The organism is Streptomyces sp. NPDC002520 (assembly GCF_053595235.1).
Genome location: NZ_JBSFXG010000007.1, coordinates 95,852 through 110,747, shown reverse-complemented (window position 1 = coordinate 110,747; position 14,896 = coordinate 95,852). Strand labels below are relative to the sequence as shown.

The 14,896-nt window shown below is 71.9% G+C and carries 12 protein-coding genes; 2 read left to right on the top strand and 10 right to left on the bottom strand.

All coding sequences use genetic code 11. The features are described from left to right. Nucleotides 1–110: 110 nt before the first annotated feature. From ACWD5D_RS12985 to ACWD5D_RS12950, 8 genes are all read right to left on the bottom strand, one after another. Nucleotides 111–1,073, bottom strand: coding sequence for an ABC transporter substrate-binding protein (locus ACWD5D_RS12985; protein WP_451372716.1), 963 nt, complete (start codon nucleotides 1,071–1,073; stop codon nucleotides 111–113). 1 nt (nucleotide 1,074) lies between these two features. Then, a complete protein-coding gene (locus ACWD5D_RS12980) occupies nucleotides 1,075–3,030 on the bottom strand; it encodes an ABC transporter permease (protein ID WP_451372715.1) in 1,956 nt (651 codons plus the stop codon). Next, nucleotides 3,030–4,319, bottom strand: coding sequence for a quaternary amine ABC transporter ATP-binding protein (locus ACWD5D_RS12975; protein WP_451372714.1), 1,290 nt, complete (start codon nucleotides 4,317–4,319; stop codon nucleotides 3,030–3,032). Before ACWD5D_RS12975 ends, ACWD5D_RS12980 begins: the two co-directional genes overlap by 1 nt. Next, the gene (locus ACWD5D_RS12970; RefSeq protein WP_451372713.1) at nucleotides 4,316–5,857 is read right to left on the bottom strand and encodes a GMC family oxidoreductase; all 1,542 of its coding nucleotides are present in this window, start codon (nucleotides 5,855–5,857) and stop codon (nucleotides 4,316–4,318) included. Before ACWD5D_RS12970 ends, ACWD5D_RS12975 begins: the two co-directional genes overlap by 4 nt. 47 nt (nucleotides 5,858–5,904) lie before the next feature. Beyond that, nucleotides 5,905–7,425, bottom strand: a complete 1,521-nt coding sequence (locus ACWD5D_RS12965; RefSeq protein ID WP_451372712.1) for an aldehyde dehydrogenase family protein — start codon at nucleotides 7,423–7,425, stop codon at nucleotides 5,905–5,907. A 310-nt stretch (nucleotides 7,426–7,735) separates the two neighbouring features. After that, nucleotides 7,736–8,725: a malate dehydrogenase gene (locus ACWD5D_RS12960; protein WP_451372711.1), complete on the bottom strand. Its 990-nt coding sequence runs from the start codon at nucleotides 8,723–8,725 to the stop codon at nucleotides 7,736–7,738. Between the two features lie 571 nt (nucleotides 8,726–9,296). Beyond that, on the bottom strand, nucleotides 9,297–9,755 hold the full coding sequence (locus ACWD5D_RS12955) for a DUF3017 domain-containing protein (protein WP_451372710.1): 459 nt from the start codon (nucleotides 9,753–9,755) through the stop codon (nucleotides 9,297–9,299). Then, complete coding sequence (locus tag ACWD5D_RS12950) at nucleotides 9,745–10,599, bottom strand: bifunctional methylenetetrahydrofolate dehydrogenase/methenyltetrahydrofolate cyclohydrolase (protein WP_451372709.1); 855 nt, start codon at nucleotides 10,597–10,599, stop codon at nucleotides 9,745–9,747. The genes ACWD5D_RS12955 and ACWD5D_RS12950 overlap by 11 nt, the downstream gene beginning before the upstream one ends. Nucleotides 10,600–10,871: 272 nt before the next feature. Here ACWD5D_RS12950 and ACWD5D_RS12945 point away from each other — a divergent pair, with 272 nt between their 5' ends. After that, the gene (locus tag ACWD5D_RS12945) at nucleotides 10,872–11,438 is read left to right on the top strand and encodes an RDD family protein (protein WP_451372708.1); all 567 of its coding nucleotides are present in this window, start codon (nucleotides 10,872–10,874) and stop codon (nucleotides 11,436–11,438) included. Nucleotides 11,439–11,539: 101 nt separating this feature from the next. Here ACWD5D_RS12945 and purH read toward each other — a convergent pair whose 3' ends face one another. Beyond that, nucleotides 11,540–13,135, bottom strand: coding sequence for a bifunctional phosphoribosylaminoimidazolecarboxamide formyltransferase/IMP cyclohydrolase (purH, locus tag ACWD5D_RS12940; RefSeq protein WP_451372707.1), 1,596 nt, complete (start codon nucleotides 13,133–13,135; stop codon nucleotides 11,540–11,542). Further along, nucleotides 13,132–13,770 carry a phosphoribosylglycinamide formyltransferase gene (gene purN, locus ACWD5D_RS12935; RefSeq protein ID WP_451372706.1) on the bottom strand — a complete coding sequence of 213 codons (639 nt, stop codon included), beginning with the start codon at nucleotides 13,768–13,770 and terminating at the stop codon, nucleotides 13,132–13,134. Before purN ends, purH begins: the two co-directional genes overlap by 4 nt. A gap of 294 nt (nucleotides 13,771–14,064) precedes the next feature. On the opposite strand from purN, the gene ACWD5D_RS12930 reads away from it, so the two are divergent. Then, nucleotides 14,065–14,844, top strand: coding sequence for a hypothetical protein (locus ACWD5D_RS12930; protein WP_451372705.1), 780 nt, complete (start codon nucleotides 14,065–14,067; stop codon nucleotides 14,842–14,844). Nucleotides 14,845–14,896: the final 52 nt, after the last annotated feature.

Here is a 14,896-nt window from a genome sequence, read left to right as displayed (position 1 = left end):
CGGGACTCGGCGCACTCGGGGCCACCCGCGTCACGTTCGGGTCGGGACTCCGGCGAGCGGCCGCGGCCGCGCTGCGGGAGACCGCGGCCGGGCCGCGGAGCTGAACTCGCTCAGGACAACCACTGCTTCCACGTGGACCGGTGGCTGTCCACCCACTTCTTCGCGGCCTCCTGGGGGCTGAGCTTCTGATCGGCGATCATCAGGGAGACCTCGTTCTGGTCGTCCGTCGTCCACCGGAACTTCTTCAGGAAGGCCGCAGCCTTGCCGCCGGACTTCGCGAAGTCGGCGTTGAGGTACTTCTGCAGTGGGGTGTGCGGGTAGGCGCAGGCGACCTTGGCCGCGTCCGCGTCGCACCCCTCCTTGTACGGCGGCAGCTTCACCTCCGTCATCGGGACCTTCTTGAACAGCCACTGGGGCGAGTACCAGTACGTGAGGAAGGGCTTCTTGTCCTTGGCGAACTGCTTCATCTGGGTGATCTGCGCCGCCTCGGAACCGGCGAAGACGACCTGGTAGTCCAGCTTCAGGTTGTCCACCAGCGCCTTGTCGTTGGTGACGTAGGACGGGGAGCCGTCCATCAGCTGGCCCTTGCCGCCGCTCTCCGGGGTGCGGAAGAGCGAGGCGTACTTGTTCAGGTTCCGCCAGTCGGTGATGTCCGGGTGCTGCTTGGCCAGGTACGTCGGCACGAACCAGCCGATGTGCCCGGTCACCCCGAGGTCGCCGCCGCGGGCGATCGTCTTCTTGTCGGTGACGTACCGCTTCTCCTGGTCCGGGTGTCCCCAGTCCTCCAGGATCGCGTCGACCCGGCCCTGGCTGAGCGCGTCCCACGCGGGCACCTCGTCCACCTGGACGGTGTCGACGCGGTAGCCCAGCTCGTGCTCCAGCAGGTACTGAGCGACGGCCACGTTGGACTGGGCGCCCACCCAGGACTGCACGGACAGGGTCACGGTGTTGGCGCCCTGGGCACCCGCGAACGGGGAAGCCTGCTTGGTCATGTCGGCGGCTCCGCAGCCGGTGAGCAGCGCGAGCGAGCCCACCACGGCGGTCGCGGTCAGTACGGTCGTACGACGTCGCATGTCAGGCTCCCTTCTTCGTACGGCGTTCGGTCGGCTGGGTCACCCGGTCGAGCATCAGGCCCAGGCAGACGATGGCCGCGCCGGCGACCAGGCCGGTCGCCAGGTCGCCCTGGGCGAGACCGAAGGCGACGTCGTAGCCGAGGGCGCCGCCGCCGACCAGACCGCCGATGATGACGACGGCCAGGACCAGGACCACGCCCTGGTTGAGGGCGAGCAGCAGCGAGCGCTTGGCGAGCGGGAGCTGGACCTGCCACAGCTGCTGGCGGCCGGTCGCGCCGAGCGAGCGCGCGGACTCCAGCGCGGCCGGGTCGACCTGGCGCAGGCCCTGCGCGGTGATCCGGACGACGGCCGGCAGGGCGTAGACGACGGCCGCGGCGACGGCGGGGGCGCGGCCGACGCCGAACAGGGCGACGACCGGGATCAGGTACACGAACTGCGGCATGGTCTGGAAGACGTCCAGGACCGGACGCAGGGCGCGTTCGACGCGGTCGCTGCGGGCGGCGGCGATGCCGGTCGCGAAGCCGAGGACGAGGGTGACGGCCACGGCGGCCAGCACCTGGGAGAGCGTGTCGAGCGACGGCTCCCACACCCCGAGCACGCCGATCGCGGCCATCGCGAGGACGGCGGTCAGGGCGGTGCGCCAGGTGCCGATCAGCCAGGCCAGCGCGGCGACGATCAGCAGCACCGACCACCAGGGCAGCCACTGCAGCCCACTGCGGACGGGGTCCAGGATCCAGGTGGTGAAGTGACCGGCCCAGTCGGCGGTGCCGCCGACGACCGGGACGCCGGAGTAGAGGTGGGCGGTCATCCAGTCGACGGCGCGGTTGACCGGGTCGGCGATGTGCAGGGTCCAGGACGCGGGCCAGTCGAGGGCGCCGAGGAGGCGGGTGGCCAGGGCGGCGGCCACGGTGACGGCGAGGGCGTAGGGCCGGCCGATGGTCCGGGGCCGGTCGGTGCCCTGGGTGGCCCGGGTGCCCTCTCCGGCCGCTGCGGTGACGCGGTCGAGGACGATCGCGAGCAGCACGATCGGGATGCCGGCCGCGAGGGCCGCGCCGACGTCGACCGAGGCGAGGGCCTGGTAGACGCGGTCGCCGAGGCCGCCGGCGCCGATGACCGACGCGATGACCGCCATGGACAGCGCCATCATGATCGTCTGGTTGAGGCCGAGCAGGAGTTCCTTGCGGGCCAGCGGGATGCGGGCGGTCAGCAGCCGCTGGCGGGCGGTCGCGCCCAGCGACTCCACGGCCTCCAGGACTTCGGGGTCGGCGCCGCGCAGGCCGAGCGCGGTGAGGCGGGCCATCGGCGGGGCGGCGTAGACGACGGTGGCGAGGACGGCCGCGGGCACGCCGATGCCGAAGACCAGGACGACGGGGAGGAGGTACGCGAACGCCGGCAGCACCTGCATGGTGTCCAGGACCGGGCGCAGGGCGCGGTCCAGGCGGTCGGAGAGGCCGGCGGCGAGCCCGAGGAGCGCGCCCACGGCCACGGAGGCGAGGACGGCGACCACCATCAGGGCGAGGGTCTGCATGGTCGGGACCCACATGCCGAGGGCGCCGCAGACCAGGAACGCGAGGGCCGTGCCCGCGGCCAGGCGGACACCGGCGACCCGCCAGGCGACGAGGGCGCCGAAGGCGGTGACGCCGGCCCAGCCCGCGGCGAGCAGGGTGAGGTAGACGGCGTGTACGGCGATGACGACGGCGTTGCTGATGTAGCCGAAGCCGTAGAGGAACAGGGGGTGGCTGTCGCGGTTGTCGATCACCCAGTCGCTGGCGGAGGCCAGGGGCTTGGAGAAGTCGACGGTCAGCGCGTGCGGCCACGCGGCGCTGCCCCAGCGGGCGGTCGCGAGGGGGACGAGGATCGCGGCTACGGCGGCCAGGGTGAGGAGCTTGGCCGCCGCGCGGTTCTTGAGGAAGCCGGGGATCGCCGTGCGGGGGGCTGCTGCGGTGATCGTCGCCATCAGACGCCCTCCGGACTGGTGCGGGGGCCGGGCGGGGTCGCCCGCCCGCGCTTGCGGGGTGCCGTCTCCTCGGGCGCGGTCGCCGCCCCGGCGGCACGACTGCCGGCCGCCCCGGCGCCACGACTGCCCGCGGCAGCGTCGGTACGGCTGCCCCCGGCCGCGTCGGGAAGCGCGTCCGCGGCCCCGGCCGTTGCGGGGGCACCCGCGTCCGCGACTTCCGCGGCTTCCGTGGACGTTCCCGCGACCACGCCCAGGAGGGCGGCCGAGTCCACGACGCCGAGGCACCTGCCCTCGTCCATGACGCGGGCCGCGGCGCCGGCGCGGGCCACTGCCTCGATGGCCTCGGCGACCGGGGCCTCCGGGCGGACCGCCGGTCCTGAACCCGCTTCCGACCGGGAGGCGGGGCGCATGGCGGTGCGGCAGGTGACGACCTGCTCGCGGGGGACGTCACGCACGAACTCGCGGACGTAGTCGTCGGCCGGGGAGGAGACGATCTCCTCCGGCGTGCCCAGCTGCACCACTCGGCCGTCGCGCATCAGGGCGATGCGGTCACCGAGCTTGAGGGCCTCGCTGAGGTCGTGGGTGATGAAGACCATCGTGCGGCCCTCGTCGCGGTGCAGGCGGACCACCTCGTCCTGCATATCGCGGCGGATGAGCGGGTCGAGGGCGCTGAAGGGCTCGTCGAAGAGCAGGACCTCGGGGTCCACGGCCAGGGCGCGGGCGAGACCGACTCGCTGGCGCTGGCCGCCGGAGAGCTGGCCGGGGCGGCGTTTCTCCATGCCCTCCAGACCGACCTTGGCGACGACCTCTGCGGCCCGCTCGCGCCGCTCGGAGCGGCCGATGCCCTGGATCTCCAGGCCGTAGGCGACGTTGTCGAGGACCGTGCGGTGCGGGAGGAGGCCGAAGTGCTGGAAGACCATCGCGGCCCGGTGGCGGCGCAGCTGGCGCAGGCGGGCCTTGTCCATCGCGCGTACGTCCTCGCCGTCGATGGCGATGGTGCCCGCGGTGGGTTCGATGAGGCGGGTCAGGCAGCGCACGAGGGTGGACTTGCCGGAGCCGGACAGGCCCATGACGACGAAGACCTCGCCCTTGCGCACGTCGAAGGAGACGTCCTGGACGGCGGCCGTGCAGCCGGTGCGGGAGCGCAGCTCGGCGGGGGTGAGAGCGGTCAGTCCAGGGTCGGCCGGGACGCGCTCGGGCCTGGGGCCGAACACCTTCCAGAGGCCGGACACCGAGAAGACCGGCGCGTCGGTGGTGGGGGGCTTGCGTGTGGGGACGGCGATACTCATCGCGCATCACCTCCGATCAGGTCGACGGCCTTCTCCCCGACCATGAGCACCCCGATCATCGGGTTGACGGCGGTCATGGTCGGGAAGACGGAGGCGTCGGCGATGCGAATGCCGTCGAGTCCCCGGATCTTCAACTCCGGGTCGACCACGGCGAGCCGGTCGTCGGCGGCGCCCATCTTGCAGGTGCCGGCGGGGTGGTAGACGGTGTGCGCCACCTTGCGGGCGTACTCGCTCAGCTCCTCGTCGCCCGTGACGTGCGGGCCGGGGGCCACTTCGCGCCCCAGCCAGCCGGCGAGCGGCTCGGCCTTGGCGATCTCGCGGGCGATGCGGATGCCGTCGACGAGGGTCCGCGCGTCGTAGTCGTCCTCGTCGGTGAAGTAGCGGAAGTCCAGGGCGGGCTTCACGGACGGGTCGGCGCTGGTCAGGTAGAGGCGGCCGCGGCTCTTCGGCTTGGGGATGTTGGGCGTCATCGAGACACCGAACTCCGGCCGCCGGTAGCCGAGGCGCTCCGGGTTGTCCGTGAACGGGATCTGGTAGAAGTGGAACATCAGGTCCGGGCCCGCGTGTTCGGGGTCGCGGCGCACGAACAGGCCCGCGTCGGAGTCCATCGCGGAGTTCTCCGGGATCGGGCCGTTCGTCTCCCAGACGATGACCGACTCGGGGTGGTCGAGCAGGTTCTCGCCGACACCCGGCAGGTCGTGCGCGACGGGGATGCCGAGCGCCTCCAGGTCCTCGCGGGGTCCGATGCCCGAGTGCATGAGCAGGCGCGGGGAGTCGACGGCGCCCGCGCACAGGACGACCTCGCTCCGGGCGCGGATCAGCAGTTCCTCGCCGTCCTTGGTGCGCACGTGGACGCCCTCGGCGCGGGTGCCGTCCAGCTCCAGCTTGTACGCCCACGTCTCCAGGAGGATGCGGAGGCCCGGACGCTCGTCCATCACCGGATGCAGGTAGGCGACGGAGGCGGAGGAGCGCTTGTTGTTCTCGGGGTGGTAGGCGAGGTCGAAGAAGCCGACGCCCTCGGTGAACGGCTTCTTGTTGAAGCCCTCGACGCGGGGCACCCCGAGCGCGGACTGCGCGGCGTCCACGAAGTCCCGGGCGATGGCGTTCCGGTCCTTCTCGTCCACGGAGACGATGTTGTTGAGGAGGCGGGCGAAGTACGCCTCCATGGGGACGGCACCCCAGCCCTTGGCACCGGCCTCTTCCCACTCGTCCCAGTCGGACGGCAGCGGCTTGAACGAGATCAGGGTGTTGTGCGAGGAGCAGCCGCCGAGCACACGGGCGCGGCTGTGCCGGATGTGGGAGTTGCCGCGGGGCTGCTCGGTGGTCGGGTAGTCGTAGTCCAGCTCGCCGCCGAGCAGGCCCATCCAGCGGCGCAGGGTCAGCACGTCGTCGCGGTCGACGTCGCTGGGGCCGCCCTCGATGACGGCGACGGTGACGTCGGGGTTCTCGGTGAGGCGGGAGGCGATGACGGAGCCCGCCGTGCCGCCGCCGATGACGACGTAGTCGTAGGTGAGGGTGTTCTCGGGCGTGGGGGCCATGGGGTGGTGCTCCAGGGGGGTGGGAGGTCGTACGGGAGTCGAGGGGCTCAGCCCGCGAACCAGCGCACCGGCTTCGGCGCCAGGTTCTGGTAGACGTGCTTGGTCTCGCGGTACTCGGCGAGCCCGGTCGGCCCCAGCTCGCGGCCCACGCCGCTCTTGCCGAAGCCGCCCCACTCCGCCTGCGGCAGGTAGGGGTGGAAGTCGTTGATCCAGACGGTGCCGTGGCGCAGGCGTCCGGCGACGCGGCGGGCCCGGCCGGCGTCGGCGGTCCAGACGGCGCCGGCGAGGCCGTACTCGGTGTCGTTGGCGAGGAGCACCGCCTCGTCCTCGGTGCGGAAGGTCTCGACGGTGAGGACCGGGCCGAAGACCTCCTCCCGTACGACCTTCATCTCGCGGTGGCACCCGTCGAGGACGGTCGGCTCGTAGAAGTAGCCGGCTTCCGGGCGGTCCTCGCTCGGCTCGGGCCGCTTGCCGCCGCTGCGCAGCAGGGCGCCCTCGGCGAGCGCGGAGGCGACGTACGCCTCGACCTTGGCGCGCTGCTGCTCGGAGACGAGAGGTCCGCACTCGACGCCGTCGGCGGTGCCACGCCCGAGCCTGATCTTCCGGGCCCGGCGGGCGAGTTCGGTGACGAAGCGGTCCCGCACCGACTCCTCGACGATCAGGCGGCCGCCGGCCGAGCAGACCTGGCCGCTGTGGATGAACGCGGCGTTGAGGGCCTGATCGACGGCGGTGTCGAAGCCCTCCTCGGTGGCGCAGGCGTCGGCGAAGACCACGTTGGGGTTCTTGCCGCCGAGTTCGAGGGCGACCTTCTTGACGCTCGGGGCGGCGGCCTGGGCGACCTTGACACCGCTGGCAAGGCCGCCGGTGAAGGAGACCAGGTCGACGTCGGGGTGGTCGGCGAGCCGGGCGCCGACGGTGTGGCCGGGGCCGGTGACGAGGTTGGCGACGCCCGCGGGCAGACCGGCCTCGGCAAGCAGGTCGATCAGCGCGATCGTCGTCATCGGGGTGATCTCGCTGGGCTTGATCACGAAGGTGTTGCCGGCGGCGAGCGCCGGGGCGATCTTCCAGCTGGCCTGGAGGAGGGGGTAGTTCCAGGGCGTGATCAGCGCACAGACGCCGACCGGCTCGTGCACGACGACGCTGTGGATGTCGGGGGAGCCCGCGTCGACGACCCGGCCGGGGGCCTCGGCGGCGACCAGGTCGGCGAAGTAGCGGAAGGCGTCGGCGACACAGTCGATGTCGACGCGGCCCTCCTCGGCGGTCTTGCCCGCGTCCCGGCTCTCCAGCAGGCCGAGCTCCTCACGGTCGCGCACGAGGAGGCCGGCGACGCGGCGCAGCAGGGCGGCGCGCTCGGCGACGGGGGTGCCGGGCCAGGGGCCGTGGTCGAAGGCCTGCCGGGCCGCGGCCACCGCACGCTCGGCATCCTTCTCGTCACCCTCTGCCACCACGGCGAACGGCCGGGCGTCCGCGGGGTCCAGGATCTCGCGCGTCGCGCCCGAGATCGCTCCCAGCCACTCGCCTCCCGCGTGGATGGTCGCCTGGGCCGGTCGTTCCGTTCTGTCCGCCATGATCGGTATTGCCTTCCGTTCCTGTTTCGCGCCCCTGCGTCACTTTCGGGCCACACTCGGGGACCGTGGCCGTCTGCCCTGCCCTCACGAAGGGCATGCGCATTCGATTCGCGAAAGTGTGACGGGTCACTGAAATAACGCAGGAAAAGCTACTGAAACGGACGTATATCTCAGGGCGTACATGTCAGGACTGTCCTGCGGCGAGGCACCGGGTATCCATCACACCCCCGAAACGCGCGTGGGCCCCGCTCCGGGAGAAACCGGAGCGGGGCCCACGCGGTGTTCTACGGCGCTACCGCCGCACGCGTTCTCAGATCAGGCCGAGCGCGCGCACCGCCTCGCGCTCCTCGGCGAGCTCCTTGACGGAGGCGTCGATGCGGGTGCGGGAGAACTCGTTGACGTCCAGGCCCTGGACGATCTCGTACTTGCCGTCCTTGGTGGTGACCGGGAAGGAGGAGATGAGGCCCTCCGGGACGCCGTAGGAGCCGTCCGACGGGATGCCCATGGAGGTCCAGTCGCCCTCGGCGGTGCCGTTGACCCAGGTGTGGACGTGGTCGATCGCGGCGTTGGCGGCGGACGCGGCGGAGGACGCGCCACGGGCCTCGATGATCGCGGCACCGCGCTTGGCGACGGTCGGGATGAAGTCCTCGGCCAGCCACTTCTCGTCGTTCACGACCTCCGCGGCGTTCTTGCCGGCGACCGTGGCGTGGAAGATGTCCGGGTACTGGGTGGCGGAGTGGTTGCCCCAGATGGTCAGGCGCTTGATGTCGGCGACCGTGGAGCCCGTCTTCTTCGCGAGCTGGGTCAGCGCGCGGTTGTGGTCCAGGCGGGTCATCGCGGTGAAGCGCTCGGCCGGGACGTCCGGGGCGGCGGCCTGCGCGATGAGCGCGTTGGTGTTGGCCGGGTTGCCGACGACGAGGATCTTGATGTCGTCCGCGGCGTGGTCGTTGATGGCCTTGCCCTGCGGCTTGAAGATGCCGCCGTTGGCCTCGAGGAGGTCACCGCGCTCCATGCCCTTGGTGCGCGGGCGGGCGCCGACCAGGAGGGCTACGTTGGCGCCGTCGAAGGCGACGTTCGGGTCGTCCGAGATCTCGATGCCCTGAAGCAGCGGGAACGCGCAGTCGTCCAGCTCCATGGCGGTGCCCTCGGCGGCCTTCAGGGCCGGGGTGATCTCCAGAAGGCGCAGCTTGACCGGCACGTCCGCGCCGAGCAGCTGGCCGGAGGCGATGCGGAAGAGCAGGGCGTAACCGATCTGGCCGGCCGCGCCGGTGACGGTGACGTTCACGGGAGTGCGGGTCATGGCGTTCTCCGTATGACAGCTGGCGGTGGGGCGTCACTGCCCCGGCGGATGATCGATCTCTTGGCGTCAAGAGAATCCAGCGGTCAGGCTATCGCGCATCCAGCATCCGAGACGTCCGGGGGGTCCTGTGGCTCACCCCACAAGCCGGACCTCTGGCGGATCTCCGGCGGACTTCTCGCGGACTTCCGAGGGGCACCTGACGGGCTCCCGTCAGATGAAGGGCGGCGGCCGTCCGTCCGGGAGAGGAGAGACAAGGACGGCCGCCGTCGGGGGGTACCGGTTGACCGGACTCCCGTGGGGGTACCGTTCGCGTGCCCAGGATCCGGCGGCCCATGCCTGTGTCCCCGGAATTCCACCCGAATTGATTCGCCCGGCCCCGCCCGTCGACACCGCGGGCGCGCCTGTGGCAGGGCACGGACACCGTGCCGGAACGGTCACTTCCGTGCCACAGCGCGCGGACAGACATTGAACAGGCAGTTCACAGCAGGGAAGGGTGAACACCGGCGGCCCGCCCCGGCTCGGGGGAGGGGGCGGGCCGCCGCCCACCTGAGGCGTACGGGAGTTCGCGCCGCTACTTGGTGGTGAGGGTGACGTGCAGGGTGTCCTTGAGGAACGGGATCACCAGCCACGGCCTGGGCTGGGCCATCAGCGCGAGCAGGACGATCACCAGGCCCAATATGCCGTAGGTGACGATGTCCGTGAACCGCGAGCGGACAGCGAGCATGCCGACGCTGGGCAGTATCCAGCGCATGACCGCCGCGGCCAGCAGGGCGACGCCGACCAGGATGGTGCCGATACGGAACAGGTCGAGCGCGGTCAGTAGCAGACCGAGACCGGCCGTGGCCAGCACGACCAGCATGGGCCACTGCCGGGCGGGCGCCGGAGCGTCGCCGCGGGCGGCCCGGCCGCCGCCCTCGGGGCGCGCGGTGTCCTTGGTGAGCAGCGGGAAGCGGCGGGTGACCCGCCGCACGCCCCCGGTAGTCCCGGGAGCGGCCGGCCCCGCGCTGTGGTGGGTGTCCTCAGCCGGCACTGCGCTCGGCCGCCTCGACCACGTTGACCAGGAGCTCGGCACGCGTCATCGGGCCGACACCGCCGGGGTTCGGGGAGATCCAGCCGGCCACCTCGGCCACGCCCGGGTGGACGTCACCGACGATCTTGCCCTCGGCGTTACGGGAGACACCGACGTCCAGGACGGCCGCGCCCGGCTTGACGTCCTCCGCACGGATCAGGTGGGCGGAGCCGGCGGCCGCGATGATGATGTCGGCCTTCTTCAGGTGGTAGGCCAGGTCACGGGTGCCGGTGTGGCACTGGGTCACGGTGGCGTTCTCGCTGCGCCGGGTGAGCAGCAGCGGCATCGAGCGCCCGATGGTGACGCCCCGGCCGACCACCACGACCTCGGCGCCCTTGGTCTCCACGCCGTGGCGGCGCAGCAGGGTGAGGATGCCGTTGGGGGTGCAGGGCAGCGGGCCCGGCTCGTTGAGCACGAGCCGGCCGAGGTTCATCGGGTGCAGGCCGTCCGCGTCCTTCTCCGGGTCCATCAGCTCCAGGATGCGGTTCTCGTCGATGCCCTTGGGCAGCGGGAGCTGGACGATGTAGCCGGTGCAGGCGGGGTCCTCGTTCAGCTCGCGGACGACGGCCTCGATCTCCTCCTGGGTCGCGGTGGCGGGCAGTTCGCGCTGGATGGAGGCGATGCCGACCTGCGCGCAGTCGCGGTGCTTGCCGGCGACGTACTTGCGGCTGCCGGGGTCGTCCCCGACCAGGATCGTGCCGAGGCCGGGCGTGATGCCCTTCTCCTTCAGCGCCGCCACGCGGGCGGTCAGATCGGACTTGATCGCGGCTGCGGTGGCCTTGCCATCGAGAATCTGGGCGGTCATGGACACCATCCTCGCGGATGACGGGCTCCCGGTTCCAATCCGGGGCCCCGGCGGGCGGCCACCGTCATGTCACCGCCGCGTCCCGGATGTCCGCCGGTGATCAGTGATGTTGCACTTGCACAACACCTCGCGAATCCGGCTGGACAACGCCTTGAGTCTCCACAACGATGAGCGGCGCAGTATCGCGGTCCGGTGGGGGGCAAACCGCTCGATTTGTGACGTACCTCCGTGCCTTCCGCGTCGTCCCCACAGGCAAACGGAGGAAATCCGCCATGAGTTTCGGCTCGCCCAACTCTCCCTACGGTCAGCCGCAGGACCCGCAGCAGGGCTACGGCTACCCGCAGCAGCCCGGCTACCAGCAGGCCCCTCAGGGCGTGCCGCCGCAGCAGGGTTACGGCTACCCGCAGCAGCCCGGCTACCCGGGCCCGCAGGGCGGATTCGGCGGCCAGCCGCCGTACGCGAACTGGGGTCAGCGGTTCCTCGGCACCCTCGTCGACGGCCTGGTCTTCGCGGTGCCGTACATCCTGGTCATCGTGGGCAAGGACAACGCCGCGCTGACGGCGATCGGCGGCATCGCCCTCCTCGCCCTCGCGATCTGGCAGCTGATCCAGGAGGGCCGCACCGGCCAGACGGTCGGCAAGAAGGCCCTGGGCATCCGCCTGGTGAAGGAGGACACCGGCCAGCCGATCGGCGTCGGCATGGCGTTCGTGCGCCGTATCGCGCACTTCCTGGACAGCCTCGCCTGCTACCTGGGCTGGCTGTGGCCGGCGTGGGACGCCAAGCGTCAGACGTTCGCCGACAAGGTGTGCAGCACGATCGTGATCCGCACCCAGGGCTGATCCGACGCACTCACGGAAAGCGGCCTCCGGCCCCCGCGAGGGGAACCGGAGGCCGCTTTCCGTGTGTCAGGCACTCAGGCGCCCGACGGATGCTCGACCACTCAGTGGAAGAAGTGGCGCGTGCCCGTGAAGTACATGGTCACACCGGCCTTCTTCGCGGCCTCGACCACCTGCTCGTCGCGGATCGAGCCGCCCGGCTGGACGATCGCGCGCACGCCGGCCGCGATGAGGATCTCGGGGCCGTCGGGGAAGGGGAAGAAGGCGTCGGAGGCCGCGTAGGAGCCACGCGCCCGCTCCTCGCCGGCCCGCTCGACGGCCAGCCGGCAGGAGTCGACGCGGTTGACCTGGCCCATGCCGACGCCGACGGAGGCGCCGTCCTTGGCGAGCAGGATCGCGTTGGACTTGACGGCACGGCAGGCCTTCCAGGCGAAGGCCAGCTCCTTCAGCTCCTCGGCGGTGAGGGCCTCACCGCTGGCGAGCGTCCAGTTGGCCGGGTCGTCGCCGTCGGCCTGGAGGCGGTCGGTCTCCTGGAGCAGCAGGCCGCCGTCGATCTGCTTGGCCTCCACCCGGTTGCACGGGCCGTTCGGGGCCTTCAGCACGCGGATGTTCTTCTTCGTGGTGAGGGCCTCCAGGGCCCCCTCCTCGTAGTCCGGCGCCACGATGACCTCGGTGAAGATCTCCGCGACCTGCTCGGCCATCTCCTTGCTGACCGGCCGGTTGACGGCGATGACGCCGCCGAACGCGGACAGCGGGTCGCTGGCGTGCGCCTTGCGGTGCGCCTCGGCGACGTCCGCGCCGGTCGCGATGCCGCACGGGTTGGCGTGCTTGATGATCGCGACGCAGGGCTCGTCGTGGTCGTACGCGGCACGGCGGGCGGCGTCCGTGTCCGTGTAGTTGTTGTACGACATCTCCTTGCCGTGCAGCTGCTCGGCCTGCGCGAGACCGGTCTCGCCGGGGGTGACGTACAGCGCGGCCGGCTGGTGCGGGTTCTCGCCGTAGCGCAGGGTGTGGGCGCGCTCGAACGTGGCGCCCAGGAAGTCCGGGAAGGACCCCGCGTCGGAGCCGCTGTCGGACTCGGCGTCGACGGGCGCGTAGGACGAGGCGAACCAGGAGGCGACGGCCACGTCGTAGGCGGCGGTGTGCTGGAAGGCCTCGGCGGCCAGCCGCTTACGGGTGGCGAGGTCGAAGCCGCCGGCCTGGACGGCCGCGAGCACGTCGGCGTAGCGCTCGGGGCTGGTGACCACGGCCACGGACGGGTGGTTCTTGGCGGCGGCGCGGACCATCGAGGGACCGCCGATGTCGATCTGCTCCACGCACTCGTCGTCCGAGGCGCCGGAGGCGACGGTCTCGCGGAACGGGTAGAGGTTGACGACGACGAGGTCGAACGGCTCCACGCCCAGCTCGACGAGCTGCTCGCGGTGGCTGTCCAGGCGCAGGTCGGCCAGAATGCCCGCGTGCACCCTCGGGTGCAGGGTCTTGACCCGGCCGTCCAGGCACTCGGGGAAGCCGGTCAGCTCCTCGACCTTGGTGACGGGGACACCGGCGGCGGCGATCCGGCCGGCCGTGGACCCGGTGGAGACCAGCTCCACACCGGCCTCGTGCAGCCCGCGCGCGAGGTCTTCCAGCCCGGTCTTGTCGTAGACGCTGACGAGCGCGCGTCGGATGGGCCGCTTGGTGCTCTCGGCGGTGGCGGTCACTGGATAACTACCTTTCGTCCCTCAATGCGATAGCCGTTGCGGGCGATCCGCCCCACGACCTCGACGAGCAGCCTTCGCTCGACTTCCTTGATGCGCTCGTGCAGCGCGCTCTCGTCGTCCTCGTCCCGGACCTCGACCACGCCCTGCGCGATGATCGGCCCGGTGTCGACGCCGTCGTCGACGAAGTGGACGGTGCAGCCGGTGACCTTGACTCCGTACGCGAGCGCGTCCCGCGCGCCGTGGGCCCCCGGGAAACTGGGCAGCAGCGCCGGGTGCGTGTTGACGAACCGGCCGCCGAACCGCGCGAGGAATTCCTTCCCGACGATCTTCATGAACCCGGCGGAGACCACGAGGTCGGGCTCGTACGACGCCACCGCCTCGGCGAGGGCCGCGTCCCACTCCTCCCGGCTGCCGTGGTCCTTCACCTTCCGCACGAAGGTCGGCAGCCCGGCCCGCTCGGCACGGGCGAGGCCCTCGATACCGTCGCGGTCGGCCCCCACGGCGACGATCCGCGCGCCGTACGACTCGGCTCCGGTGCGCTCGATCTCGTCCAGGAGCGCCTGCAGATTGGTGCCGGATCCGGAGACCAGCACGACGAGGCGCTTGACCGCGGGGCCAGGGGTGGTGGCGGCCACGATGGGGCCCTTTCTCGGGAAGCGATGGTGCCGGCCGTCTGTCCGACCGGCGGTTTGTACAGTCGTACGAATGCTTCGCGCCCCGGTATACGGGGAAGTCTACGAAGCGGCCGACCGCCAGCAACGATACCGGCACTCCGGGAGGCCCCCACGGGACGGGGGCGTGGCCGGAAGGTAGCGTTCGCAGGGAATCGAGAAGAGACAGCCCCGGGAACGCGGTCGTCGCGCGGTGCGTTCACGGGGTGGAAGCTCATGTGCGACAGCCGTATTCACCTAGGGGAAGACGCTCTTTTGATGCCCGATCGCAGCTTGCGACTCCTCACGTTCCCGTCGCTCCCGGCCGAGGGAGTCGAGCGTGGTGCCGTGCTGCTCAGGGAGCGGCCGGCCTCGCCGCCCGAGGCGCCGCCCGGCGGGCGGGACGGCGACGGGCGCGGCGGTCAGCAGCCGGCCGACAACCCGTTCGCGCCTCCGCCGGAGGGCAGCCCCGACCAGCCGTGGCAGCCGCGGCACCCCGAGGGCTCCGCCGGCTCCGGCCCGGCGGACGGCCCGCGCGGCGGTGCCCCGTGGGGCAGCCGGTGGAGCGACCAGCAGCCCGGCCGCTCCCCCGGCGGCTTCGGCGAGCGGCCCGGCGGCGGCCCCGAGGGGCAGGGACCGGGCGGGCCCGGCATGCGCTGGGACCCGACCGACCCGGCCCAGCGGCGCGCCCGGTACGCGCTGCTGTCCGGCATGTGGGGCGTCTTCTTCGTGCTGTTCGGCTGGACATACGTGGCCCTGCTGCTCGGCGCGCTCGCCCTGTACTGGGGCATCAGCGCCCTGCGCGCCAAGCCCCGCCCCGCCGACCCGGACGCCCCCGCCGCGCCCCAGGGCCCCCGCCCGCAGACGACGGCAGCCGTCGGCGGCCTGCTCGCGGCCTGCCTGACCCTGACCCTGGTGGGCTCGGTCTTCACCGTCCAGATGGTCTACCGCGACTACTACACCTGCGTCGGCGACGCCCTCACCCACGAGGCCAAGCAGTCCTGCGACCAGCTTCTGCCGAAGGGGCTGCGAGGGATGCTGGGCGTCGGCAACAGCTGACAGGAACCGCGCCCGGACCTGTGGGGCGCGGTGTCTCGGCCTCCGGAGAGCG